Here is a 25,822-nt window from a genome sequence, read left to right on the forward strand (position 1 = left end):
TTGAGCTCGCACCGAGCCACTACCGAGAAACCCATTGAGCCCTCATCGAGCCCACTACCGAGAAACCCATTGAGCTCGCACCGAGCCACTACCGAGAAACCCATTGAGCCTCATCGAGCCACTACCGAGAAACCCATCGAGCCCCCACCGAGCCACTACCGAGAAACCCATCGAGGCCCACCGAGCCACTACCGAGAAACCCATCGAGAACCCTGCCAGCCTCCCTCTCAATTACCCCGCCTCCCGCCTCGGCGGGGCGAAAGATACAATCCCCCGCCGAGGCGGGAGGCGCTGAATTCTAACGGTTGAAATAGCGCTTATTTGGTCTTTTTTTGCTTTCTATTTTCTCTAACGGTTGCCAGAGGCCTTATTTGTCCTTTTTCAGCTGGAATCCATACCTAAATCGCGAAATAGCCTCTCTGGCAACCGTTAAAATTGTGGGACGCCGAAAAAGGGGAGATTAAGCGCTCTGGCAACCGTTAGACTTCGGGAGCGACTTTCGAAGACAGCCAGAAGCCTCTATTATGGAGGCTTTTTTGGTTGCACCATATTTTAACGTGAGTGAGAGTAGGAAAACCTGTCTCTCGGAGTCCAAACCGAGGCGAAAAAAGAAACTGAAAGTCGTGAAAACCGATTCTCAGCCATTGAACCGACCATATTGCCACGGATGATGATGATAAGCCCTCGAAGCACGGCATTTCCATATCAAACTAAAACAAGGGCTGCCCTAGTCATCGAAAGATGACCGGGACAGCCCTTGCGTATTACCACATCTCTTTTACTTTAATTACCCACACTTGAGTTTGCTTGTCTGTTAACTTGAGAACGCCGTTAGCATCGTATTCGCCAACGCCGAAGTCGTTGTCATTGGCGATAACCAGCGTGTTCTTGTTCAGTACGGTCAAACCTTCGAATTTCTCGAACGGATAGTCAAGCGCCGTCAGATCCACAACCAGCTCTTTCGGCGCAGTTGTTACGTTCAGCGCTTTCCAATCCGATGTACCTTCAACGTTTCCGCTCACAGCGGCGTTGTTAAGGATGTTAGTGGCTTTCGCAAGGTCAATGCGGTACACGCGTTTGATTTGCGCTGCCGCGCCTTCGTTCTTATCCCGCTCATCAACGAGCAGGACATCGCTCGATAACGCTTGAAGATCGGAGATGACAACGTCCTTCTGCGAAACGTTCACGAATGATTTTGCATCCTCCGCCATATACACATATTCGCCTACAAGCTTCTTCGTCGCCAGATCCATCTTCAGAATGCGCAGATTGCGTGAGGCTTCACCTGTCGCTTTATCCGGCACAGCCATCGGGCTTTGAATGGAAGCGTAGAGGAATTTGCCATCAGGGCTGATCGTTACGCCTTCGAAACCGCGGTTAACGATGCGTTTGGCATAGACAGCCGGAATCGCTTCAACTACCGGAATTTGCGCGTTTGCAAGCTTCGCTTTATCGCCTACCGGAACATAACGGCTGATAATCGTACCGTCACGTTTCAATTGAATGAGCGAAGGGCGGTACTCATCGGACATCCAGAACGTGTCATCTGCCTTGTTGTATGCGATGCCTTCAAGATCCAGTCCATCCGGATCAAGCGGCAGCAAAGTCTTGCCCGTATTGTCGTATGATTTCTCGTCGGACGCGATGTTGCTAAGACCAGTCGTGAAACGACTTCCCGAAACGACGCCCTTTGTACCTTCCGGAAGAAGCAGCTTGTTCGTCTCAAGGATGTTCACGGAGCTGCCCTCTAGCTTGATTTTATAGAAACGAGGCACATAATCCTGCGCCGGGAATGTGCGGTTAACCGTTTTGTCGATCGTAATTTGTCCGTTTGGTCCACGATCAGCAAGCGTATAGAAGACATTGTCCGGATCGCCCGGCAAATGAGTCAGACCGGAGAAGCCGCCTTCCTTCAAACCGAGTCCAAGGCTCGGAGGAGTTGTCCACGTGTACTTGCCGGCAACATAAGGATACGCGCGCAAAGTCACTTTCTTGCTTGTGCTGTCCCAAGCCACTTCTTGTCCAAGTGCCTCGCCCATCGCTCTCACCGGCACATATAAGCTGCCATTGATCGTGACTGCATCTTTATCCAACTTCACTTCGGAATCGCCTGCAAATAGCTTGATTTGAACGGCAAGTGCTTTGAATGCGGTGTCGGCAGCTTGTACAATTTGCGTACTGCCCATCACGATGCAAGCAGCGCCTGCTACGGCAACCCATTTCTTTGTTACAGCTTTCATTCCCATCTCTCCTCTATTATACATACTGGCATGGCCATATCTCTGAACAGCATAGAAGAGAATTATTAAGCTAATATGATAGCGGCTTGAAGAAATTGTAAAACGGAACAGGTGGAGCCTATCCGGGCTCTTCTTTTCTTATGTCGAGATCGATCCTGCAAGCTTGTCATGCTAGTCTGCATAATTGTCCAAGTCCTCTCATAGACATAGTACAAGTCAAGCGTAAACGGCTTTTTGTCAAGCGCAACTCCGGATACGTTTAAAAATTGTGATGAGGGGTGGATCTCATGCGTCGTCGATTCAGTTTAATCGCAGCTATTTTGCTTTGCCTTACGGCGGTGCTCGCAGGCTGCGGGACTAAGGACGCGGAATCGGTTGTCAAGGAATTGGACAAAACACTTACTAACTTGGGCAGCTATCATGGCAAAGGCACGATGACGCTGTTTACGGGCCAGCAGCCGCTGGAGTATCAGGTGGATGTTTCTTATCAGAAGCCGCAATACTATCGCATCGCTTTGACGAACGCGAAGAAGGACATCACGCAAATCGTGTTGCGCAACGATGAGGGCGTTTTTGTCTTGACGCCGCGCCTGAATAAAGTGTTCCGTTTCCAAAGCGATTGGCCGGCTAACCAAGGGCAAGTGTACCTGTATCAAACGCTGGTCCAAAGCATTCTGCTCGACAACTCGCGCCAATTTGCAGTGGACAATGATGCTTATGTATTTGATGTCATGGCTAATTATCAGAACGGATCGCTTGCACGGCAGAAAATCTGGCTGAACAAATCCGACTATGCCCCTAACAAAGTGGAAGTCAGCGATGCCAATGCAGCGGTGATGGTTTCCGTTAAGTTCGATTCGTTCGAATTCGGTTCGAAGCTCGAGAAGAGTGTATTCGATACTCAGACGAACATGGGCGCAGCAGCCGACAAACCGACAACAGCTGAGCCGGATTCCGATCAAAGCAATACGAATGTAAATGCTGAAACCGACGCGAATACAGATGCAAATACGAACAATTCGGTCGATTCCGATGCAGCGGCGAATCCGGACAATAACGGAACAAGCAACGAAGAGTCCGATGACGGCTCACAAGGTACGCTCGGACCGATCAATCATGCATTCACAGCGATGGAGCCGTCTTATCTCCCAGATGGTGTATCGGAGAAAGACCAGCAGGATATCGTGTTCGGCGGCAATGCGGGCATCCTGATCCGTTACGCAGGCAGCTTCGACTACACCTTGATTCAAACGCAGCCGAAGGATGTCGCGGTATCCGCAATGAAAGGTGATCTGATCGATCTGGGCTTCACGTACGGCTCCATAAGCGGCACCGAAGACGAACAGCGTACGCTGACATGGACATACGACGGCACAGAATTCAGAATCACAACCGGTAATCTGCCGCAAAATGAAATGATCAAAGTCGCGCAATCCGTACAAGGCGAGATGAGTAAATAGTGTGTACAATAAACATTTTCCAGCCGGAATCGAGCCTGTTAAACCTTCCAATTCATTGACATCAGGAAGCAAAAACGTTTAACATATAGGTTACGGGTTAATAAGATAAACGCCTGCCCTCACCAAGGCGGGCGTTTACTTTTTGGAAATGAAGGTGGAGCAAGTTGGATGTGAACGCTTATTATCGCCCCACTCGGGCAGAGATATCTTTAGATGCGCTTTCTCATAATTTGCAGACTTTTCGGAAGGCAATGCCTGAAGGCATGCTGCTTATGGCATCGGTGAAAGCGAATGCTTACGGCCATGGTGCCGTCGAAACGGCTCGGGAAGCCGAACGCTGCGGCGTTGATTTTCTCGGTGTCGCTTTTCTTGATGAAGCTCTCCAGCTCCGGCAGGCCGGTATTAAGACGAACATTCTGGTGCTTGGCTATGTACCGCCGCAAGGCTTAGCTGCTGCGCGGGATGCGGATATCGCTATTGCGCTTTTTAGTGATGAAATATTGAAAGCTGCGGCAGACTTGCCGGCAACCGACAAGAAACTCTCTGTTCATGTGAAGATCGATACGGGTATGGGCCGATTAGGCCTGCTTGCAAGTGATGATGCATTGGCGTTTATTTCGCGCGCGATGGAGCAGCCAGGCATTGAGGTTGAAGGCTTGTTCACTCATTATGCGCAAGCGGATGAAGCGGATAAAGGCTATACGCAGCTGCAATATGAGCGGTTTTCTACGTTCGTCAAACAGCTTAAGGCAGCAGATCTTCATATTCCGATCATTCATGCTGCTAACAGTGCAGCCGGAATTGATACTCCGGAGATGGGCTGCGGCATGCTGCGCCTTGGTATTAGCATGTACGGTCTTTATCCATCGGCATATGTGAATAAGCAGCGGATTGCTCTTGAACCTGTCATGACACTCAAGACGGCTGTCGTCATGGTCAAGGATGTGCCGGAGGGCTGGGGGATCAGCTACGGCTCTCGTTATGTGACAAAAGGCGACGAGAGAATCGGAACGCTCCCGGTTGGTTATGCGGATGGTTTTAGCCGCATGCTGACAGGTAAGGCAGAAGTGCTGCTTCGTGGTCAGCGTGTGCCGGTACTCGGCACGATTTGCATGGACCAATGCATGATCGCGCTGGATGGTGCTGAAGCCGCTCAAGGTCCGGTTCAGGTCGGTGAGGAAGTCGTGCTCATTGGCAGGCAGGGCGACGAGTTAATCTCTGTCGAGGAACTGGAAGAGAAGCTCGGTACGATTAATTATGAAGTCATCTGTATGGTCGCAGCGCGTGTACCGCGCGTATATATGCGAGGGCAGCAAGTTGTTGCTGTGACGAATCCCCTCCTGTAAACGGAATGCAGGAGGAATGAATTACCTGCTAAGGATTTTCAATGGATTTAAAGGATTTTATCGTCTTATCTCGAATAATGTTGTTAAGATGTTCTTTGTTGTCGGTCTAAAGCGTTTATCTTCGCGTGCAGCATACTTGATATACGGTCTGCATACATATGAAGGTGTATAATACGGACCAAACAATGACATACTGTTACTGTTTTTTGCTGGAAATGTTTTGGGGGTGCGAGTTCGGTGGCCAATTTGCAAAATACCAAAAGGATTATGATCAGTTTACCGGATCATTTGCTGGAGGAAGTCGACGGAATCGTCGCCAAAGAAAACTCGAACCGAAGCGAATTCATTCGTCAGGCTATGAAATTGTATTTGATCGAGCGGAAGAAACGACAGATTCGCGATTCGATGCAGCGAGGCTATCTGGAAATGGCAAAAATCAACCTAGTGATGGCGTCGGAAGCTTTTCAAGCGGAGGAAGATGCCGGCGATACGCTCGGCCGACTCGTAAGCGGGGTGTAAAGCTTGATCGTTAAACGCGGCGATGTGTTTTTTGCGGACTTGTCACCTGTTGTCGGTTCTGAACAGGGGGGCGTTCGTCCTGTTCTGGTAATTCAAAATGATATTGGCAATCGCTTCAGTCCAACCGTCATTGTTGCAGCCATTACAGCCCAGATCCAGAAGGCTAAGCTGCCGACACATGTGGAGATTGATGCGGCGTTGCATGGATTTGACCGTGATTCCGTTCTGCTTCTGGAGCAGATCCGCACGATTGATAAGCAGCGTCTGACCGACAAGATCACTCATCTGGATGATGAGACGATGCGTAAGGTAGACGAGGCGCTTCAAATCAGTGTCGGTCTAATCGATTTTTGAACTGAAGAGCAATACACGACAGCAGGGCCGGATGGCTCTGTTTTTTTTGTCTATTAACATAGAAATGATATCAGTCTTCGGACGTAGCTCATGTTCCATCCTGCGCCGCTGTTTGGAAGCGTCGTTTCAATCCATAATGAAAGTAACATATGGAATGGATGGAGGGGTCATGAGAATGACGACAATGAATCGACCGGATTTTGCAATTGCAGGCGTGGGTACGACTGGCGGAGGGGACTTTCACCGCGTTGAGCTCGAAGGTGTCAGCAAAGTAGACGGAAGCTTGGACTGCTACTCCTTTAAGATGAACGGCTTGGCTAAGGTGAAGGGCAGCATTCGTGTAGAAGAGAGCTTCGAAGCGTCCGGCAAGTTGACCGTGGATGGCTCGGTGAAGGCGGTTATGACTAAGATCGAGGGTCAGGCTACGATTCGCGGTCATGTGGATAGCGAGTACTTGCAAGCGAATGGTTTTGTGAAAATTCAAGGCGATTGCAGGACACATGGATGCGATGTAAGAGGTGCGTTGACCGTGGACGGGGTGCTGGATGCGGACCGTCTGCATATTTACATGGATGGCCCGGTACGAGCGGAAGTCATTCGCGCCAAGCAAATCAGCGTGATGATTACAAGCAGCGGGACACTTAAACGACTGATGCAATCGATTCTACCGGCAACTTGGCAAACTCAACTTCGTGCAAATCGCATTGAAGGCGATGACATCCATTTGGTCGAAACTACGGCAGCACTAGTGCGCGGTCGCCAAGTGAAGATTGGTGCAGGTTGTGTTATTGACCGCGTCGAGTTCGAGTCGGAGCTCATTGTCCATCCGGATGCGGTTGTTCGCTCGCGAGAGCGGATTTTCGGATAAGGGGCGAGGTGGAGATGCAGATGATGACGGGGACCAGAAGAAAAGTACGGATTACCGGAACAGGCTCAACCTCCGGCGGTTATTATGAGAGTATACGCGTGCTCGGTGAAGGGCAAGTGCTCGGTTCGATAGAGAGTGAATCCCTTCATAGCATGGGGAACTTGACCGTATCAGGCGATTTGAAAGTCGGACTTTATCGCCAGGTGGGGGAAACGACCGTTCGAGGCGATGTTTATGGCGCTCAGATGCATGTGCTTGGCGAGATGGATACGACAGGCAGCATTCGCAGCAAGTCGCTGAAGGTTCGGGGACAGCTGGCCGTTCATGGGGAATGCGAGGCTGAATATTTTGACGTTCGAGGCGGGTTCCATATTCACGGCTTATTAAATGCGAATGTGGTGGAGATTCGTCCATGGGGTCCTTGTCATGCCAAGGAAATTGGCGGCGGACGGATCAATGTTCGGCAGAGCAAGTGGGGCGGAATGAAGCAGTGGTTTACAAAGCCGCATTCGATGGAACTTAACAGTGAGCTGATCGAAGGCGAGAATATTTACTTGGAGCATACGACTGCCGATGTTGTAAGGGGAACCAACGTGGTCATCGGACCAGGGTGCAGAATTGGGCTGATCGAGTATCGTAAATCGCTGAAGGTAAATAAGGCATCGGTTGTGATTGAGAAAATTAAAAGATAACAATTTTTGAGAAAATGACAATTTATGCTAGACAGTGATTATTGGGTCTGTTATTATAAGTTCAATATTATAGTAGCAGAATATTTAGCGACCGCTATGCGAAGAACGCAAGCTTGGGCTCCATGCCCCTGCTTGCGTTCTTTTTTTGTTTCTCGCTATTTTAAGAGCTGCGGAAAGGAATCGCCATGAATCGAAAGCGTCATATAGGGGTTACCGTTTCGGCAGCCCTCTTGTCAGGTTTACTTGTCTACGGAGTATATGTTCTGCAGCTGCGTCAGGTGAAATTTCAAGAGACGGTGAATGTCATCGTGCCGGTTCGCTTCGTAGATGCCGGTGAGCGGCTGACAACGGAGATGCTGGGCGTGAAGCAGATTGCCAAAGCATCCTATGTTCCGGAGATGTTCCTGCGTGAGGAAGAGATGGACGGCATGGAGGTGATTGTACCTCTGGGAGCTAATGAGCCTTTGCTTAGCTGGAAGGTGGACAAGTTTCGGTTGCTGCCAAGTCGAGAGCAAGCCACCTTTCAAATCCCGCGCGACTACGTCCTCTCCGTCTCGAATGGCATTCGCGCCGGAGACAAAGTGATGCTTTATTTATCGGGAGAGTCTGTGGCATCTGCCAGGTTGTTTGCTGAATCGGTGACGGTTGCCTCGGTGAAAACATCGGGTAATCTCGAAATTGACAGTACAAGCAATTCGAACTTGATGTCGTTAGCCAACTCGGACAAAGAAGGCATGTATGCGGCCAGACGTGATGCGAACGGCATGATTGATGCCGTCAATCTGAATCTGACGGAGGCGCAGTGGCTAAAGCTCGATTCGATCTGTAAAGGCGGCAAGAGCAAAGTGGTTATTGCGTACTCGTCCGAATCGCTGGCTATTGCGGCAGCCGAAGGTGGATTGCGATGAATGATTTTGCCGTAGCCGTAGCCGGTGCCGCGACATCCAATCCGATCATCACCTTTCTCGGTACGACACCTAATATCGGTACTACTGCTGCTGCTTTCGCTTCGGCCTGCCGAATTGCAGAGGAGAGCGGGAGGTCCGTTGGGTATCTATGCCTGAATCTCAAGAGTGCGAAAGCGCATCGTTTCCTAGGTGTAGATAAGCCTAGTGCAACACTGGATTCGTTACGACCTGAGCTGCTTACCGGTTCTTTGCAGCCTGATAAACTGCTTCGTTCCATGCATCGCTGCCGAGGAGCAGCTGATCTGCATGTGCTGTTCGGCAACATTATGCGAGATCAGGCTGAGTTTTTTACCATCGAAGAAGTAGAGCATTTGCTCGCTGTCGCAGAACAGACTTTCAGCATCGTGATTGCGGATGTCGGTGCGTATTGGGATAATGCAGCAACGCTATGTGCGCTTCGTAAGGCACATAAACGGATTATCGTAACGACAAGTGCGTTGTCTCACTTTCAGGAGGACGGACAGCGCTGGATCAAGCAGCTTTCCGCTATGTACGGCGTTGCTCCTCACGATTATGAAGCGATTATAATACATCAGCCCTGGGGCAGAGGAGGATTTCATGTGAAGGATATTTGTAAAGAGCTCGGAGTTGCTTTTCTAGGTGAGCTGACGTTATCGGAGCCGCTGTTATCACAGCTTGATAGCGGAACACTCGACGAGTGGCTGCTTAATGACGAGAGAGGGAAGGCGGTCATGAAGGAGCCTTCAAGTAAACTCATTGAGCATTACGGCTTGAAACGGCAAATGAGGATGACGGTACAGCCTTGGTATAAGAAGCTGCTAACCCATCGCGGCGGAGTCAGCTCCTAATGAAAGGCGACGGACGCTTCTCGCCATCGGCCTTCTCGGCGAAGCTGCTGGCGGTTGAGTCGGTAGCTGATGCTGCTGTCCCGGTAACGGAGCATGATGCGCAGCGGGACTTTAACCGGTTATCGGAAGACGTGCGTGCCTACTTGGCGTTGCCACGCGGCGAGACAGAGGAAGAGCGGCGTGAATACAACGAGAGCTTGAATCGAGCGGTGCTTGGCTATACGAACGATCGGGAGCGAATCCTCGCGGTTATTGCAGATCGTCTGCTTCGGCAGCGGATTCATGAGCTGCCCGGGTATCAGCATCCGTATTCGACGCTTGCAGAGGCGCTGTTCGCCGAAGTGATCGGGATGAGTGTGCTGGAGCTGGTGCTGCAGAAACGGGAAGGACTGGAGGAAATTCAGGTCGTGGGTACGAGGATATTCGAAGTGCGAGACGGACGGAGTACGCCGTCCCACTATGCCTTTGATTCGCTTCGCGAGGTTGAGCGGATTCAGCAGAACTTAGTGCTCTACAATAATGATCGCATCAATCCGCGCAAGAGATGGGCTGAAGTGATGCTTCGAGACGGTACAAGGGTCACGATGACCGGCCATGGGTTCACGGCGCAGCCTACCCTGACATTGCGATTCTATACCGTCAGACGATTTCAACTGGAACAGCTTGGGCGAGAGGAATTAGGAACGATTAATGAGCGGCTTCGACTGATGCTGCTGGCCATTCTGGAAGCAAGATTCAACCTTGTTGTCATTGGCCCAACGAACTCCGGCAAGACGAATCTCATCAAGGCGCTGATCGGTGAGTTGCCGGACGAGGAGAGGATTGTAACCATTGAGGGCAGGCACGAGCTGATGCTGATGCGGGATTTCCCAACGAAGAATGTGATTGAATATGAAGCAGATGAGGAAGATGCGATGCATCGCTCCTCGCAGGCCTTCAAGCTGGCTCTGCGTCAGTCGCCACAGCGGATTATCCATGCCGAAATTCGGGATGAGGATGCCAACATCTATGTGCGAGCGTGTACGAGAGGACATGCAGGCAGCATGACGACGCTTCATGCCAATATGCTGGAGGATGTGCCCGAAGCGATTGCGGATATGTGTATGCTTGATGGCCGGGGGATGAACCCGGAGCGGCTGACGAAACGGATTGCTGAGTATGTGACTCAGATCGGAATTGAAATGCGTATTGCTGCAGGACGACGCCGGCTGGTCCGATTGGCGGAAATGGGATGGGCTGACGGAGTAGTGTTTGTCAGAGATTGGGCTGTATTCGATGAGAATCTTGGCGATTGGCGGTACCCTCAGGGCCCGTCTGCGGCGGCGCAGGTTAGGTTGACGTCGGCGTCTGTGGAGCATTGGGGCTCCGTATGGCTGCCGGATTTCAGGCGCATGGCGGGAGCTGAGCCCAAATGATCGTCAAGCTGGGGCTGCTTACATTCCTCTTTGCGCTCTTCGGTGCTGTATTTGTTGCTGTTCGAGGATTAATTGGCATATGGCTGCATCGGCAGCAAGTCATCGGTCGCCTGAATTATCGACGCGATCGTGGTGTTCATGAACGGTTTATACGTTTTCTGCAGCGCTTCGATCGTTCGTATCGCCATCTATCTGAGCTGCTTGAATCCTTGCAGCTGAGCTGGCGTCCTGTCTCATTTACCGTGACAAGCTTACTTCTTCTGTTGATCGGTATATCCTTCGGGGCACTGTTTTTCCAAAGCGCCAAAGGAGCATCCATGCTTGGCGGTGTGATGGTCACGGCACCGTATATGCTGCTTCGGACGATGCTGGTACACCGCCAGATGAAGACGCGAATCGACTTCCTGCCGGCAGTGGAGCTGTTCTACCAGTGCTGCCTTGTCAGCGGGGGACGGCAGATTAAAGCGGCGCTTCAGCGAACGGTTGAAGAGAAGCGGCTTCTTGGGCCTATGCAGGCCGTATTCGAGCAGCTGTACAGGAATGTATCCGTCCGAGGCGATGATGAAGCCAGTTTGCGAATTTTTGCGGCATCGCTTGGACATGTGTGGGCTGATTATTTTGTGAATATCGTCCGTGCAGGGCTGGCAGAGGGACATCCGATCGCTGCCAACTTAAAGGACTTGATTACCGATATGCGCAAGGCGCGCAGAGCCAACCAGCAGGAGCGCAATAAGCTGCTCGAGATTCGTATCGCGAACTTCTCGCCGATCTTGTTTCTCCTTCTCTTCATCGGTATCAACTTTCATTATAATCCTGAGAATGCATACCAATATTATATTGTCGATCCGGCAGGACGAGATTTATTGCTGAATGCAGGGATGATGATATTTGGCTCATTCGTCATGGGGTTATGGTTATCTCGCAAGAAAATGTAAAGGAGGTTCATAGTCAACTATGAGTGACTCTATTGCGAAAGTGGTCATGTGGGCAGCGCTTGGCGGACAATATGCAGCATTATTCCTGCTCTTCGCCTCACTAATGAAGCTTCTGACGTTTAAGAAGCCGCGTTATGTGCATGTATTCATGCAGCATTGGCGGAAGAAGACGGTCAGCGATCAATGGCTTTCATTTGCGAGAATCAGTCGCGAAAGCAGCTTATTCAAGGAGCGAGAACGACTACTCGCCGGATGCGGCTATACAGGTGATGCGGCGCTGTATGTGCTGCTTCGCCGTCTCTTCTTTCTGCTTATCCCGATCTGGTCGGCTGCAGCGTACGGTTTCACATATGTGGAATGGAATGCTTTGCCGCGTATAAGCGCGCCGCTACTTCTGTCTATCGTGATCGTGTTCTTGCTCTGGGATATTCCTTGGCTGGAAGCGATTCGGAAGACGAGAGCAGAGCGGATGACCAAGGAGATTTATGTCGTCAGCAATCAATTGCTTTATCTGGCAGGTTCATCGCTTCATATTCATACGAAGCTGATGCGCTGTTTGCCTTACACGCGCACCATGCGAAGCGAGCTGCAGATGCTGCTTGGCGAGTGGTATCACGATGCAGAAGGGGCATTAAGGCGGCTTAAGCTGAAACTTGGAACCGAGGAGGGGCTGAGCTTCGTTGAGACGATCGATTCCCTGCGGCTCCATGAGAGCGACCAGTATTATGAGCTGCTGCGAGAGCGAATCCAAGATTACAAGGAGAAGCTGGAATTGGCTAAGGACAGTCGCAAGGAATCGACATCCTACTTGTTATTTGCCATAGCAGGGCTTCCGATCATGTATACCTTTCAGATTTTTATATACCCATGGGTCCGAGAAGGGCAGAAGCTGTTTAGCTCCCTAAATTAACAAATTGAGGCTATAAAGGAGGTGAGGGCATGCGGAATATTCTGATAACCGTCATGATGCTGATTGTTGTTGTCCTGTTGTTTAATGCGATTGTAGGCAAAGATACAACCGGAACGAAGGATCAAATCGAAACACAAGGCAATGCGGCAAATACGAAAATCAGTACGATTCCCCTTCCTTAAGGAGGTTGTGGCATGCGCTCGTTATTGATGACGCTGCTGCTCATCATCGTTGCAGTCATGCTTTACAATGGCGTAACGGGTGGTGAACAAGGGACAAAGTCTCAACTGGAGCGGTCTGGGAGACATATGAGTGATGGTATTCGGAGGATGAGCCCGTGAAAAGTTTGCTTGTATTTATCCTCCTGTCAGCTATGATGTGTTGGTTTATGTTTTCTCCGATTTATAAGCATGTGCTGATTGTCCGGCAGGCCGTTCTTCAGCAGGAAGTCGATTACATGTTGGAAATTGGCGCTAACGGCGACCATGGCTACATTGATGCCGCCATGCTGCAGGCCTCCAAACTTCGACTAGCCAGATATGGGCTCCTCCCCAGTTCAGTCGAATTCGTGGTCAGCTCAGGGAGCGGCGCCTCAGCGACCGACGCCGCCCAGCCGCTGCTAAGGGGAACATCCTTGTCACTGACAGCGAGCTATCCCATCGAAGGTTTGCTTGCCATCGACCGGCTAATTGGGCTGGCACCGCCACCGGCAAATACGAAGCTGCGAGCCTCTGGGATGAAGATGAGTGAATATGTCCCATAACCATTCCGGGGAGAGGAAGCTGCCGTATGTATAAGCTGGTGCTTGTCATGCTGATGATGGTCGTATGGATGCTGCTGCACGCGCTTCAAACCGATGAGGAGCTGGCGATTACAGCGCTGTTTCAGGGCAAACATGCGATTAATCGCGCCGCACATGCAGCGGCACAGCAGGTGGATGAAGCTGCGCTGGCAGAGGGCAGGCTGCATATTGATGAGCTTGAGGCAAGCAAGGCTGCCGGAATTTATTTGCAGCGCAATCTGCAGCTGGATGAGAGCGGGCAGCCTTTGCCCGGCTCCTATTTGAAGGAGCGAGTGGAGGTCGTTGATTTCCAGGTAATCAACTGGGACTCTGCGGCGTTCCCATATACGTATCGCAATGATACCTACGACTATGAGGTAACACTGCACCGCCCCGGCGTCATTCTGATCGCCAAGATTGTATATCCCCGCGTATTTACGGTAATGGAACCAATAGAGTGGATGATCAAAGGAGCAGCGGAGCTGACGTCAAGTTGACGGGGCCGCTGTTCTTTTTGTGTTGTGCGGCAAACGCAGTCGAAAACTCAGTGGATTTGTGCACCTTTTCAGTTTCACAGTGTACCTTTCTGTTGTAAGCGTTTGCTATACTGTGTTTATCAAACCGGCAACGCTTCGGAAAGTGAGAAGGAGGAAGCAAAATTGGCAAAACCAGGCCTTAAGTCAGTCGCAGCTACGCATCCCGGCAGGGCTCAGGCTCCTTCGAAACGCGGCCTATGGCAACGGATTGTGGATCATCGCGCGCTCTATCTGATGTTTCTGCCCGTCATCGCGTATTACGTTATTTTCAGGTATTGGCCCATAGTGCTGGCATGGATCGTTGCGTTCAAGGATCTTCAGCTGGGTACGGGCGTCTTCAGCAGCGAATGGGTCGGTTTCGATAATTTTCGCATTATGTTCGAGGATCCCGAAATCGTCAATGTGCTGCGGAATACGGTCGAAATCAGCTTGCTCCGCATCTTGGTCGGCTTCTTCCCGCCTATTATTCTGGCCATCATGTTCCATGATCTCGCCTCGAACAGGATGAAGAAATGGCTGCAAAGCGCAGTGTACATCCCGCATTTCTTCTCGTGGGTTATCGTTTATGGGATCGTGTTTGCATTCTTCTCCACGGGCTCCGGCTTCGTTAACAATGTACTGGCATGGATGGGCTATACCAGATTCGAGTTCTTTCTATCGGAAACTTGGTTCCGTCCGCTGCTGCTCGGTTCCGCACTGTGGAAGGAAATCGGCTGGAGCACGATCATTTATCTAGCGGCACTGACGACTGTCGATCCACAGCTGTATGAGGCGGCCACGATCGATGGCGCTGGACCGATCAAACGAATCACGGCGATTACGCTGCCGAGCATTCTGCCTGTGATCACCTTTGTACTTTGCATCAGCCTCGGCAATATCCTGTTTGCGGGCGGTGAGCAGATTTTGCTCTTCTATAATAAGGCCGTGCTCGATTCCGCAGATGTCATCGAGACCTGGGTGTATCGTGAAGGACTTAATCGGCTTCAATTCAGTATCGGAACGGCTGTCGGCGTCTTCCAGTCCATCATTGGCATGGTCTTCATTATTTCGAGCAACTTCATCGCCAAAAAATATACCGGCCGAGGCATCTGGTAGAATGGGGGCCTTATGATCTATAAATCGCGAAGTGATATGATATATCAGATAATCATTCATAGTATCGTTATTCTGGTGGCGATCACCGCAATCTTCCCGCTGGTCTACGTCCTCGGGATGTCGTTCACGACCAAAGCGGAAATGATTCAACGCAATTATTTCGTCATTATTCCGAAGGAACCTACGCTTGAGGCCTACAAGCGGATAATGGCTTCCTCCGTTGTGTGGCATTCGTTCCTGATTTCCGTCTTCCGCAGCACGGTCGGGCCGCTGCTTTCATTGGCGTTGACGACAATCGGGGCATACGTCTTGGCGCAGCGGACGCTGCCTGGCAGGAAGCTGTTTCTATTCTTTGTTTTGGCTACTATTCTACTGAATGGCGGCATGATTCCAACCTATCTCGTCATCAAACAGCTGGGGCTCATCAACTCGCTTTGGTCGATGGTTCTGCCGCTTATGGTAGACAGTTTCGGGCTGCTTGTCATCAAGATCTTCATTGAGAACCTGCCCGATGGGCTCATCGAATCCGCCAAAATCGACGGAGCGGGGGAATGGAACACTTTGACGCGAATCGTGCTCCCGCTTGCGGCACCGGCGCTGGCTGCCATTGGGCTGTTTAATCTCGTGGCGCATTGGAATAGCTGGTTTGACGCACTGCTTTATTTGAATGACAAGTCGCTCTATCCGCTGCAGATGGTGCTTAAGAACATGCTGACCGTGGACTCCATCAGCGGCGACAACATGAACGGGATGCTGAAATCTACACAGGCTGTCAGCACCGAAACGATCAAGATGGCGACGGTTGTCATCGGACTCGTACCGATTCTATGCGTCTATCCTTTCCTGCAAAAGCATTTTGTCAAAGGCATGTACATGGGGGCTGTCAAAGGGTAAGGAAAGTTGAGCATTACCAGAGGTGTCGAGAAGCCATCCGGAGGCGCTTCTTCACATATATCATTGGTTTCAGAGAGGGGATCAATAGCCATGAGAAAGAAAATGACCTATTCAGTACTGGCCGTACTTTTGGCTTCCGTTACCATGTTGAGCGCTTGCTCAGACAATTCGACGAACAACGTCGCCGCCAATAACAATGCAGCTGCGACGGATAATGGAGGCGGCGATAACGCGGCGGCGGATAATGGCAGCGGAGATGCCAACAATGGCAAGGCGGAGCCGCCGCTCCCAGAGCTCAATTTCCCAGACGCGTTCCCGAAAGTGCCGAAAGCTGTAGATAAATCCAACTACTCGTACGACGATATGAGCAAATCCTACGACCTAGATATCATGGTATCCGGCTCCTTCAACCAGTCGGTGCCTGAAGATAAGGTGAAGGAATTCTTGGAGAAGCAATTCAACGTGAAGCTGAGATTCACGAGCATGAACGCGGATGATCTGAAAAACTCCGTTAGCGTGCGCTTTGCTTCCGGGGATGAACCGGATATGGTTATGATGCCGGTCAAGGATGTCGCATTATCGCTCTATAATGCCGGCCAACTGCTCGACGGCAAGGACGTTCTGCCATACATGCCGCAGGCGATGGAATATGTCACGAAGGAATACAAGAACTGGGCGACCACGAAGGATGATCAATTAATCGGGGTGCCGCGTTACAGCGTTTTCCCGGACAACTGGGCCTATTTCATCCGCCAGGATTGGCTAAAGGAATTTGGCATGAGCATGCCGACGAATGAAGACGAGCTGTTCGCTTATGCGAAAGCAGTCGTCGAGAAGGATCCTAACAAGAATGGCAAAGCCGATACCTGGCTGATGGGCGCTGCCGGCGCCGGCAACGGATGGACAATGATGGACGCGCTGAAGACGATGTACGGCCATCCAAGCTGGAATGATCAGGACGGCAAGATCAATCATCCGATGCTCGACGGCACGACTAAGCAGTTCCTAAGATTTGTGAAGAAGTTGTACGACAACAAGCTGCTCGCGCCGGATTGGTATACGATTGGTTGGGAGCCGTTCAAAGCTTACAGCTTGAACGATCAGATCGGTCTCGTCTGGTACCCGGGTTGGAATATCGTGCAGGAGCAGTACGATGCGAAGAAGAAGGATGCAGTGGCAGCTACGCTGTGGGAACCGCTCAATCCACTGAAATCGAACGATGGTAAAGGCGGCATGTACGGACCGGGCGGCAATCCGGGAGGCATGTTCATTTTCTCCAAGAAGCTGCAGGATGACCAAGGCAAATTGATGCGCCTTGCCCATATGCTTGATACGATGATTTACCCGAACGAGAATTATTGGGCGGTATCGCAGGGCGGTGGGCCGGAGATCTTCCCGGATGACTCCACCGTAAAGCTGAACGACGACGGCACGAACGTCTTCTTCATCAAGGATTCTCATCTCTCGAAGGCGAAACCGGAGTATCAATCGCTCGCAGATTGGCAGTTCTTCGGTTACACGCTGATCTGGCAAGTCTATGACGATGAGCCGGTTGGCGTGACCGGAAGCAAATGGAATCAGCAGGTTATCGCCATGCCGCGCTACAAGAACTTTGATATGAACCTGACGCTCGATGGTCCAACGAGCCAGAAGCTGACTGACTTCCAGAACAAGAACGAAATTTCCTTCGTGCTCGGCAAACGTTCCTTTGACGATTGGGACGCTTATGTGGAAGAATGGAAGAAAGCAGGCGGACAGAAGCTCATCGACGATGCTGCCACGCAGCTAGGCGTAGAGAAACAATAAGGTTCTAAAGGTATTCGGTATACTCATGAATGCGCATCCGTGCATTCGTGAGTATACTTGTCTATTCACGGATCATGCCGCCATGGAAGGGTGCATCGAGATTGAATCCTCGCTTCGCGCTTGGTTCGCGCGCCAAATTAATTGTACTCTTGTTCATACCAAGCACGTTGTTCGTGTTCTTCGTCGTTCAAATCGCCAAGGACTATACGCTCGGGTTCCTCAGGGAAACGCAGAACGAAGCACTTGCCGGCATGTCCAGTCAGGTTACGCACCTAATCTCCATCTATAACAGTGAAATTACCTATAACATGCTGGAAATGGAGCAGACGATTAAACAGGAGGGTGGCTCGGGCGATAATCTAAGCAGTTCCATGCATACGGCCGCGCAAATCCGCTCCGATTTTGTACGAGGCATTGTTTATCTACGCAATGACGGGGTTATTACGGGGTATCCGCAAAATTTCTGGGGAAATTTCTCGGAGAAGGAAGAGCAGCTTGTGCGGAAGCAGGCGGAAGAGAGTCGAGGCGTGTTCGAATGGTCGGATACGATTCGTTCCGATATCGGCCGAACAGGCGCATACGGCCCGACGAGCCTTGTGACAAAGACGGTATTCGATGAAGAGGGCCATACTTCCGGCTATCTGGCGTTTCTCGTGGACTTGTCTGCTTTTTTGGATCGGAGCGCGGCCTTCGCCGGCAGCTACGATACGCAGACACTGCTCTATGGCAGCGACAATCAATTGATCGACTACATCTGGGCAAGCCCATCGACGCAGGGAAGAAGAAAGCTTGTCGAGGAGAAGAACGTGGAGACGCTGCCTCAGGCGCTCCGTTATTTCAAGGAAGCCGGCGTCTATCATTCCGTCTCGTATATGAATACGAACCTAAAGTGGAAAGTCATCGTCGTCGGCGACGTCAATAAACTGGAGAACCGATTCAAGCCGCTCGGGCAGATCGCTTGGTCGCTGCTGTTGTTCGGGCTAATCGGTTTTCTGGGCATATATATTACCGTCTCTTGGTGGTTTACGAGGCCGATTCTCGCACTGACCAAAGGAATTCGCAAGGTTGCCAGAGGCGACCTGGAAGCGAAAGTGCAGGTGAAGCAGCGAGATGAGCTGGGTGAGCTGGCGAATCAGTTCAATCAGATGACCGGCAAAATATCCGATCTTGTTATCGGGCTGCAGCGAACGGAGGAAGCAAAGCGCCAATCTGACATGCAAGTGCTGCTATCGCAGATCAATCCGCATTTCCTGTACAATACGCTGAATACGATAGACATCATGATTGACGTCAGCCCTAAGCGAGAGCTGCACGAAATGATGGCCGTGCTCTGTCGATTGCTCCAATATAGCTTAGAGGACAACAAACAACCGCCGTTGGAAGAAGAACTGCTCTATGCGCGCGATTATTTACATATCCTATCCGTCCGCTACGGTAACCGCTTCCAGTTTCGGATTGGGTCGGCGCCGCCGGAGATTGCAAGGATGCCGGTCATGAAGCTCGTGTTGCAGCCAATCGTAGAAAACGCGGTCTTCCATGGACTGCATGCATTGGAAGGGCGGCAAGGTGAGCTTGACGTTTCAGTTCATGTCGAGGAACGAGCCGTCGCGATTTATGTGCGCGACAATGGCGTCGGCATTCCGAAGGAACGACTGGAATGGCTGCGTCAGGCACTGCGGGAAGACGTGGATCCGGGCAGCGAGCGCGGCATCGGGGTGCTGAATGTTCATCGGCGGATTCGGCTTCATTTCGGAGAGCGCTATGGGTTATCCATCCGCAGCGAATACGGTGAAGGAACGACTGTCGTTATTCTATTGCCACGGCTGGAAGATGAGAGAACTCCCAAAGCTGCGGGAGAACTCCTAAAGCTGTGAGAGTTTGACTCCGTCAAACTCCCTATTACAGGAGGTTAGCGAATGAATGAATCTACGTTTCGCCTGCTTATCGTCGATGACGAACCGTTAGCCAGGATGCGCATTCGTTCATTCGATTTGGCAGCCCGCGGTTATGCTATTGCCGGGGAAGCGGAGAACGGCGAACAGGCTTGGCGCATGATTGAGAAACTGCAGCCTGATATCGTGATTGCGGATATTGGCATGCCGATCCTTGACGGTCTTGGCTTATTAAAGCGCATCCGCGGCATGACGTCGCCGCCGGCAGTCATCCTGTTGACGTGCTTCGAGGACTTCGAGAAAGTGCAAAGCGCCATGAGGAACGGTGCGGTTGATTATTTGACGAAGCTGCTGCTAAGCGAGACAGAATTCATCGCCTGTCTGGATAGGGCGGTCGAGGATATTCGCAAAACGCGCCTGCAGAAGCATTGGACACTTAGGCAGCTGCTGCAGGACCGGCTGCTCTCCGGAGGTGCATCGGCATCCTTGGAGACTATGGAATACGAATTGTCGGTCTACAAACAATTCAGGCTCTGCCTGCTGCGGTTTCCCAGCAAGGTCAAGTATGAAGCGGCGCAGCTGATAGATGCCTATGAGAAAGATGAGGCACCTTACACGTCATTCGTCATTCGTCTGGCAGAGCCGCTCTGGGCAGTCCTGCTCACTTCAAGCGATACGAATCATTGCGCAGATTTCAATGCTTGGACCATGCATACTTTGAAGCAGGGCTATGAAGAATGCACGATTCGTGGCATACAGCCGCTCCAATCGCTAACGGACCCCAAGTTTAAATTGGCACAACTGCCGGATGCGCTGGTAACCTGCCGCAAGCTGCTCGATCAGGCTTTCTATGAACCGAAAGGGACTGTCATCCTTAATGAAAGCAGCCCGGGCGAGGAGACGTCAGCATCTAGTGCTAGACTGAAGATGCTCTATGAGGGCATAAAGAAGGCGACGGTAGACAGCGATCCGGTTTCCATCGGAGCGCTGCTGGATTCGTGGCTGGATGAAATTTCCGTTTATTCGAAGCCGGGTATTGAACAGCTGAAGCATGCCGGCTTCGAGCTTAGCGGCTGCTTTAGAGAGGACGTCGTTGTGGAGACGGAAGAAGGGACGGTCAATGTTCGCGAATGGATTCTTGCTGGCATCGAGCACTGCGAGCATGTCACCGGCCTCTCTATAATCGTCAAGCAGCTAATTGAAAGCTTAAATCGCAGGACGTTGCCTATTCATCGCGGCCGCCAAGAAATCCGCGATGCGATCACGTATATCCGCAGCAACTATCAGGAGGACATCGATCTGGTCACCGTTGCCCGCCAGGTTAACTTGAGCCCCAGTTGGTTCGGGACGCTGTTTCGCAACGAAACGGGACATAGCTTCTTAGATTTCCTTCAGGACTACAGACTAGAGCAGGCAAAGGCAATGATGGCACAGTCGGACCTTAAAATTTACGAAATCTCCACCATGGTCGGGATTGCGAACCCGAGATATTTCTCGCGGCTGTTTAGTGATAAATACCGGATCAGTCCACAGGATTACCGAAGCAAGGCAAGGAGTAAGCTGCTCGGATGATCGGATGGCATGGCCAATTATTAATCGAATGGACAATCAGGAGAGCAGCGGAGCTGACGTCAAGTTGACGGAGCCGCTGTTCTTTTGTTGTAATGGAGGAAATAAGCTTGGAGCAAGGAGCGGTTGCGTATGCAGGTGAATAGTGGAAGGGTAGAAACGATGCAAGTACAGCAGAACGAAATCGCCGAGCGTATCAATAGGCTGCAGCAGCTAATGGCCGCAGCAGGTATACATGCTTTTCTGGTCACGCAGCATGTGGATCTCTATTATTTTACCGGCTCGATGCAGGCCGGATATGTCTTTATTCCCGCTGAAGGCGCGGCGGTGTTCTATGTGAGACGCAGTGTGGAACGGGCGTTGCAGGAGTCGGCGGTGCAAGTGCAAGCGTTGAACTCGCTGCGTCAATTCCGCGCGCAGTTAGAGCAGGATCATCCATCCGTGTTTGGCAGCGGCGGCGCACAAGTAGTGACAATTGCAACGGAAATGGATGTCCTGCCGGCAGCTACATTCGCCAAGTTAGCCGAAGTACTGGCAGGGAGAGGCAACGATTGCTCCTTAGTAGACGGATCGACTCTCGTGCGGCGTGTTCGGATGGTGAAATCACCATGGGAAGTCGGCCGTATCGAGTCTGCCGCACAGGTTGTCGCAGAAGCGCTGGAAGCTGCTGTCGGCATCATCAAGGAAGGCCTTACCGAGCTTGAGCTGATGGCTCGAATCGAATATGAAATTCGCATTCGCGGTCATATCGGACTGATGCGTACGCGAAGCTACAACATGGAAATTACGACCGGCATGCTCGGCTCAGGCGCAGCGGCTGCCGTTCCAAGCGCGTTCGATGGTCCGGCAGGGGGCCTCGGCCTTGGACCTGCTTTTCCGCAAAGCACGAGTCGCAAGTCGATCATGCGGGGGGAGCCGATTCTGATCGATATCGGCTGCTGTATCGATGGCTACATCATCGATCAAACGCGAACGGCTGTAATCGGCAGTCTGACTGATGACCTAGCGGAGGCGTATGCGCAAGCAGAGCTCATCATTCGTCAATCGGAAGCGCTGATGCGACCTGGAACATCCAGCGAGTCCATCTATGCGGCTGCGTTGAAGCAAGCTGCTGACGCAGGACTTGCTGATCATTTTATGGGCTATGGCATCAATCAGGTCAAATTCCTTGGTCATGGGATCGGGCTTGAGGTCGATGAGTGGCCTGTGTTGGCGAAGGGATTCCGCGATCCGCTCGAAGCGGGCATTACGCTTGCGGTAGAACCGAAGTTCACCTTCCCGGGACGCGGTGTCGTCGGAATCGAGAACAGCTACCTCATTACCGACACCGGCTGCCGGCCTCTCACAAGATCGCCTGAAGGGTTAATTCTTATACCATAGAAGAAGAAGCTGTTTGCGAGTTAACGTTAAGTTGCTCGCAGGCAGCTTCTTTGCGTTTCCGGTTGTCGCCAGCTTGACTCAGATGCGGTACTTCTCTATTAGATTTAACTGTGGTTAAGGTAATCGGTAAAGCCGATTTCTATTGGACCTTGCTGTGCTACAATAATGCTGAATCGATATGTCAATAAACGGAAAACGACGAATCTACCGAATCCAAGAGGTGCTATACGATGAAAATGACGTTTAGATGGTTTGGCAATGACGACCCTGTCACCTTGCAGAATATCCGCCAAATTCCTGGGATTTACGGGATTGTAACGGCACTTTACGATGTGCCGGTCGGTGAAGCCTGGCCGGTGGAATCCATCCTTCGGCTCAAAGAAACGATCGAAGCCGCAGGGCTGCGGCTGGCGGTAATCGAGAGCGTTCCCGTACATGAAGACATCAAGCTGGGACGACCTTCTCGTGACCGACTTATTGAAAATTACAGTCAAACGATTCGCCGTCTTGGCGAAGCAGGGGTTCCGGTCATCTGCTACAACTTTATGCCCGTTTTCGACTGGACACGCTCCCAATTAGCCTATACGCTGCCGGATGGATCCACGACATTGACGTTCGAGGACGAAACGATTTCCCGCATGGATCCGGTGAACGGTGACTTGTCGCTGCCGGGCTGGGATCAGAGCTACACCAAGGAAGAGATGGGACAGCTTATCGACGCCTACGCCGAAGTAACGGAGGACGTGCTCTGGAGCAATCTCGCTTACTTCTTGGAGCGCATCATTCCGGTCGCCGAAGAAGCCGGCGTCGTAATGGCCATTCACCCTGATGATCCGCCTTGGCCAATCTTCGGCCTGCCGCGTATCGTAAGCAATTTCAATCAATTGAAGCGTCTGACTGAGCATGTCGACAGCCCTTCGAACGGCATTACCTTCTGTTCGGGCTCGCTCGGTGCAAACGAAGATAACGATTTAACAGCGATCATTCGCCATTTCGCCTCACAAGGAAAGCTGCATTTTGCACATACACGAAACATTCTTCGTACAGGTCCGCGTTCCTTCCAGGAATCGTCGCATCGCTCGTCCGACGGCTCCATCGATATGGTGCGGATTCTGGGAGCACTGCACGAAACCGGATTTACCGGTCCGCTTCGTCCGGATCACGGCCGCATGATTTGGGGCGAGCAAGGACGTCCCGGCTATGGACTCTATGATCGTGCGCTTGGCGCAACGTATTTGAACGGGATTTGGGAAGCGATTTCAACGACAAGGAGCTGACCGCAAGCCATATGTTGAAACTATCTGTATTCACGGTTGCGACACCGGACCTTACGCCGGAAGAGCTATGCGAAGCAGCATCAGCTGCCGGAATCAGCGGCATCGAATGGCGCTGCAAAGACACGCCGGCAGAGCTTCGCAAGGAGGCGCCTTCCTTCTGGGGAAACAATATCTGCACACTTTCGCAGCATGCAGATGAGGAAGAGATTCGTCGTTTCGAACAGGCGGCGAACCGATCGGGCATGAAGACCATCTCCATAACGCCGTATATCCAATGCGGCGACATTGAAAGCACAGAGCATGTCATGCGGCTTGCTAAGCGTTTTGGGGCATCCATGATTCGCGTCGGCGTGCCCGGTTACAACCGCACGCGCAATTATAACGAGCTCTACGAGGAAGCGACCGCGTACCTCAAGGTAGTAGAGCAGCTGTCCCGCCACTATGGTGTCAAAGCGCTGGTGGAAGCTCATCATGTAACGATTGCGCCAAGTGCTTCGCTCGCGCACCGTCTCGTATCGCCTTTTGATCCGGATTGCATTGGTGTGCTCTATGATCCCGGCAATATGGTCTATGAAGGGTTCGAGAATTATCGGATGGGCATGGAGCTGCTTGGCCCATATTTAGCGCATGTTCATGTTAAGAATGCAGGCTGGCAGCCACCACGCGAGGAATTATCAGACCCGCTGCAATCGCAAGAATGGTCTTGCAACTGGAGCCCTATCGCCAACGGTCAAGTACCGTGGAAGCAAGTGCTCCGCGACCTGAAGGCTGTCGGATACGACGGCTGGTTTGGCGTGGAGGATTTCAGCAACACCTTCGATACACGAACCATGCTTCAGACGTACGCCAATCAGATGAAAACTTGGATGGAGGAGATCAACGAATGAAACAGCTTCGCTATGGTATTATCGGAATCGGAAACATGGGCTCAGGCCACGCAAACATTTTGACATCTGGCACAATCAAAGGTGCAGTGCTCACGGCGGTCTGCGACGGTTTCGCAAGCAAACGGGACTGGGCAAGAGAGAAGTTCGGAGATAAAATCGCTGTGTTTGAGAGTGCCGAGTCAATGATCGATTCCGGCCTTATTGACGCCGTCGTCGTGGCTACACCGCATTACGATCATCCTACGGAAGCGATCCAAGCTTTCAACAAAGGCATGCATGTGTTGATCGAGAAGCCTGCAGGCGTCTATGCCAAGCAGGTGCGGGAGATGAACGAAGCGGCTGCGGCAAGCGGCAAAACCTTCGGAATCGTCTACAACCAGCGGATGAATCCGCTCTATCAGAAGCTGCGCGAAATGATTCAATCCGGCGAGATCGGCGAAGTCCGTCGCATCAACTGGATCATTACCAACTGGTACCGGACGCAGGCTTACTATGACTCCGGCACTTGGCGTGCTACATGGGGCGGCGAAGGCGGCGGCGTTCTGATCAACCAATGCCCGCATAACCTCGATCTGTGGCAGTGGACGACTGGCATGATGCCAACCCGGATGCGCGCATTCTGTCAATTCGGCAAGAATCGGAATATTGAAGTCGAGAACGACGTGACGGCTTACGCCGAGTACGAGAACGGAGCAACGGCGGTATTTATCACATCCACTTCGGATGCGCCGGGCACGAATCGTCTTGAAGTATCCGGAAGCCGCGGCAAAATCGTAATCGAGAACGATAAAATGACGTTCTGGCGTCTGCGCGAAGAAGAAGCGGCTTTCAACGCCCGCAACACGGAACCATTCGCTTCGCCGGAATGCTGGAAAATCGATATCCCAAGCTCGGGACCGAGCCCGGAGCATGCAGGTATTCTGCAAAACTTCACGGATGCCGTCCTGCTGGGAACGCCGCTCGTTGCTCCGGGTGAAGAAGGAATTAAGGGCTTAACGCTCTCCAATGCGATGCATTTGTCCACTTGGCTGGACGGATGGGTGGATCTGCCGCTGGACGAAGCGCTGCATGAGGCGGAGCTGAATAAACGAATCGCAAGCTCGACGTTTCAGAAGCCTGAGGCGGCTGCAGCAGAAACCAAACCGGCTGATCTTACGGGCACGTTCTAACCAATCCAATTCATCCAAAT

The 25,822-nt window shown here is 51.7% G+C and carries 25 protein-coding genes; 24 read left to right on the forward strand and 1 reads right to left on the reverse strand.

Annotated features, from left to right (window positions below):
* Positions 1-764: 764 nt before the first annotated feature.
* Positions 765-2,240, reverse strand: coding sequence for an esterase-like activity of phytase family protein (locus AC0YNS_RS27545; protein WP_475784136.1), 1,476 nt, complete (start codon positions 2,238-2,240; stop codon positions 765-767).
* 287 nt (positions 2,241-2,527) lie between these two features.
* On the opposite strand from AC0YNS_RS27545, the gene AC0YNS_RS27550 reads away from it, so the two are divergent.
* The 24 genes from AC0YNS_RS27550 (at position 2,528) to AC0YNS_RS27665 (ending at position 25,802) form a co-directional block, all read left to right on the forward strand.
* The gene (locus tag AC0YNS_RS27550) at positions 2,528-3,700 is read left to right on the forward strand and encodes a DUF4367 domain-containing protein (RefSeq protein ID WP_475784137.1); all 1,173 of its coding nucleotides are present in this window, start codon (positions 2,528-2,530) and stop codon (positions 3,698-3,700) included.
* A gap of 170 nt (positions 3,701-3,870) precedes the next feature.
* A complete protein-coding gene (alr, locus tag AC0YNS_RS27555) occupies positions 3,871-5,046 on the forward strand; it encodes an alanine racemase (RefSeq protein ID WP_475784188.1) in 1,176 nt (391 codons plus the stop codon).
* A gap of 237 nt (positions 5,047-5,283) precedes the next feature.
* Complete coding sequence (locus tag AC0YNS_RS27560) at positions 5,284-5,565, forward strand: CopG family ribbon-helix-helix protein (protein WP_090644307.1); 282 nt, start codon at positions 5,284-5,286, stop codon at positions 5,563-5,565.
* Positions 5,566-5,568: 3 nt separating this feature from the next.
* On the forward strand, positions 5,569-5,919 hold the full coding sequence (locus tag AC0YNS_RS27565; RefSeq protein WP_090581240.1) for a type II toxin-antitoxin system PemK/MazF family toxin: 351 nt from the start codon (positions 5,569-5,571) through the stop codon (positions 5,917-5,919).
* Positions 5,920-6,094: 175 nt separating this feature from the next.
* Entirely contained in the window at positions 6,095-6,787 is a 693-nt protein-coding gene (locus tag AC0YNS_RS27570) for a hypothetical protein (protein WP_475784138.1), read from the forward strand.
* 14 nt (positions 6,788-6,801) lie between these two features.
* Positions 6,802-7,479: a hypothetical protein gene (locus AC0YNS_RS27575; RefSeq protein WP_475784139.1), complete on the forward strand. Its 678-nt coding sequence runs from the start codon at positions 6,802-6,804 to the stop codon at positions 7,477-7,479.
* 185 nt (positions 7,480-7,664) lie between these two features.
* A complete protein-coding gene (locus AC0YNS_RS27580) occupies positions 7,665-8,387 on the forward strand; it encodes a CpaB family protein (protein ID WP_475784140.1) in 723 nt (240 codons plus the stop codon).
* Complete coding sequence (locus AC0YNS_RS27585) at positions 8,384-9,256, forward strand: CpaE/TadZ family protein (RefSeq protein ID WP_475784141.1); 873 nt, start codon at positions 8,384-8,386, stop codon at positions 9,254-9,256. Before AC0YNS_RS27580 ends, AC0YNS_RS27585 begins: the two co-directional genes overlap by 4 nt.
* Entirely contained in the window at positions 9,256-10,671 is a 1,416-nt protein-coding gene (locus AC0YNS_RS27590) for an ATPase, T2SS/T4P/T4SS family (RefSeq protein WP_475784142.1), read from the forward strand. Before AC0YNS_RS27585 ends, AC0YNS_RS27590 begins: the two co-directional genes overlap by 1 nt.
* On the forward strand, positions 10,668-11,606 hold the full coding sequence (locus AC0YNS_RS27595; RefSeq protein WP_475784143.1) for a type II secretion system F family protein: 939 nt from the start codon (positions 10,668-10,670) through the stop codon (positions 11,604-11,606). The genes AC0YNS_RS27590 and AC0YNS_RS27595 overlap by 4 nt, the downstream gene beginning before the upstream one ends.
* A 19-nt stretch (positions 11,607-11,625) precedes the next feature.
* Positions 11,626-12,516, forward strand: a complete 891-nt coding sequence (locus AC0YNS_RS27600; RefSeq protein WP_475784144.1) for a hypothetical protein — start codon at positions 11,626-11,628, stop codon at positions 12,514-12,516.
* Between the two features lie 29 nt (positions 12,517-12,545).
* Positions 12,546-12,698 carry a hypothetical protein gene (locus tag AC0YNS_RS27605; protein ID WP_475784145.1) on the forward strand — a complete coding sequence of 51 codons (153 nt, stop codon included), beginning with the start codon at positions 12,546-12,548 and terminating at the stop codon, positions 12,696-12,698.
* 12 nt (positions 12,699-12,710) lie between these two features.
* Entirely contained in the window at positions 12,711-12,857 is a 147-nt protein-coding gene (locus AC0YNS_RS27610; RefSeq protein WP_475784146.1) for a hypothetical protein, read from the forward strand.
* Entirely contained in the window at positions 12,854-13,279 is a 426-nt protein-coding gene (locus AC0YNS_RS27615) for a hypothetical protein (protein ID WP_475784147.1), read from the forward strand. The genes AC0YNS_RS27610 and AC0YNS_RS27615 overlap by 4 nt, the downstream gene beginning before the upstream one ends.
* 26 nt (positions 13,280-13,305) lie before the next feature.
* Positions 13,306-13,794 (forward strand): hypothetical protein, encoded by a 489-nt coding sequence (locus tag AC0YNS_RS27620; RefSeq protein WP_475784148.1) that lies wholly within the window; start codon positions 13,306-13,308, stop codon positions 13,792-13,794.
* 162 nt (positions 13,795-13,956) lie between these two features.
* Positions 13,957-14,928: an ABC transporter permease gene (locus tag AC0YNS_RS27625; RefSeq protein WP_475784149.1), complete on the forward strand. Its 972-nt coding sequence runs from the start codon at positions 13,957-13,959 to the stop codon at positions 14,926-14,928.
* A 12-nt stretch (positions 14,929-14,940) separates the two neighbouring features.
* Entirely contained in the window at positions 14,941-15,822 is an 882-nt protein-coding gene (locus tag AC0YNS_RS27630) for a carbohydrate ABC transporter permease (protein WP_475784150.1), read from the forward strand.
* Positions 15,823-15,912: 90 nt separating this feature from the next.
* Positions 15,913-17,628 carry a type 2 periplasmic-binding domain-containing protein gene (locus AC0YNS_RS27635; protein WP_475784151.1) on the forward strand — a complete coding sequence of 572 codons (1,716 nt, stop codon included), beginning with the start codon at positions 15,913-15,915 and terminating at the stop codon, positions 17,626-17,628.
* Between the two features lie 101 nt (positions 17,629-17,729).
* Positions 17,730-19,502 (forward strand): sensor histidine kinase, encoded by a 1,773-nt coding sequence (locus AC0YNS_RS27640; RefSeq protein WP_475784152.1) that lies wholly within the window; start codon positions 17,730-17,732, stop codon positions 19,500-19,502.
* A gap of 42 nt (positions 19,503-19,544) precedes the next feature.
* Entirely contained in the window at positions 19,545-21,092 is a 1,548-nt protein-coding gene (locus tag AC0YNS_RS27645) for a response regulator transcription factor (RefSeq protein ID WP_475784153.1), read from the forward strand.
* A 129-nt stretch (positions 21,093-21,221) separates the two neighbouring features.
* The gene (locus tag AC0YNS_RS27650) at positions 21,222-22,469 is read left to right on the forward strand and encodes a M24 family metallopeptidase (RefSeq protein ID WP_475784154.1); all 1,248 of its coding nucleotides are present in this window, start codon (positions 21,222-21,224) and stop codon (positions 22,467-22,469) included.
* Positions 22,470-22,699: 230 nt separating this feature from the next.
* Positions 22,700-23,746, forward strand: coding sequence for a mannonate dehydratase (gene uxuA, locus AC0YNS_RS27655; protein ID WP_475784155.1), 1,047 nt, complete (start codon positions 22,700-22,702; stop codon positions 23,744-23,746).
* 14 nt (positions 23,747-23,760) lie between these two features.
* A complete protein-coding gene (locus AC0YNS_RS27660; protein ID WP_475784189.1) occupies positions 23,761-24,633 on the forward strand; it encodes a sugar phosphate isomerase/epimerase family protein in 873 nt (290 codons plus the stop codon).
* On the forward strand, positions 24,630-25,802 hold the full coding sequence (locus AC0YNS_RS27665) for a Gfo/Idh/MocA family protein (protein ID WP_475784156.1): 1,173 nt from the start codon (positions 24,630-24,632) through the stop codon (positions 25,800-25,802). Before AC0YNS_RS27660 ends, AC0YNS_RS27665 begins: the two co-directional genes overlap by 4 nt.
* Positions 25,803-25,822: the final 20 nt, after the last annotated feature.

It is taken from the genome of Paenibacillus sp. J22FR21 (genome assembly GCF_056269135.1).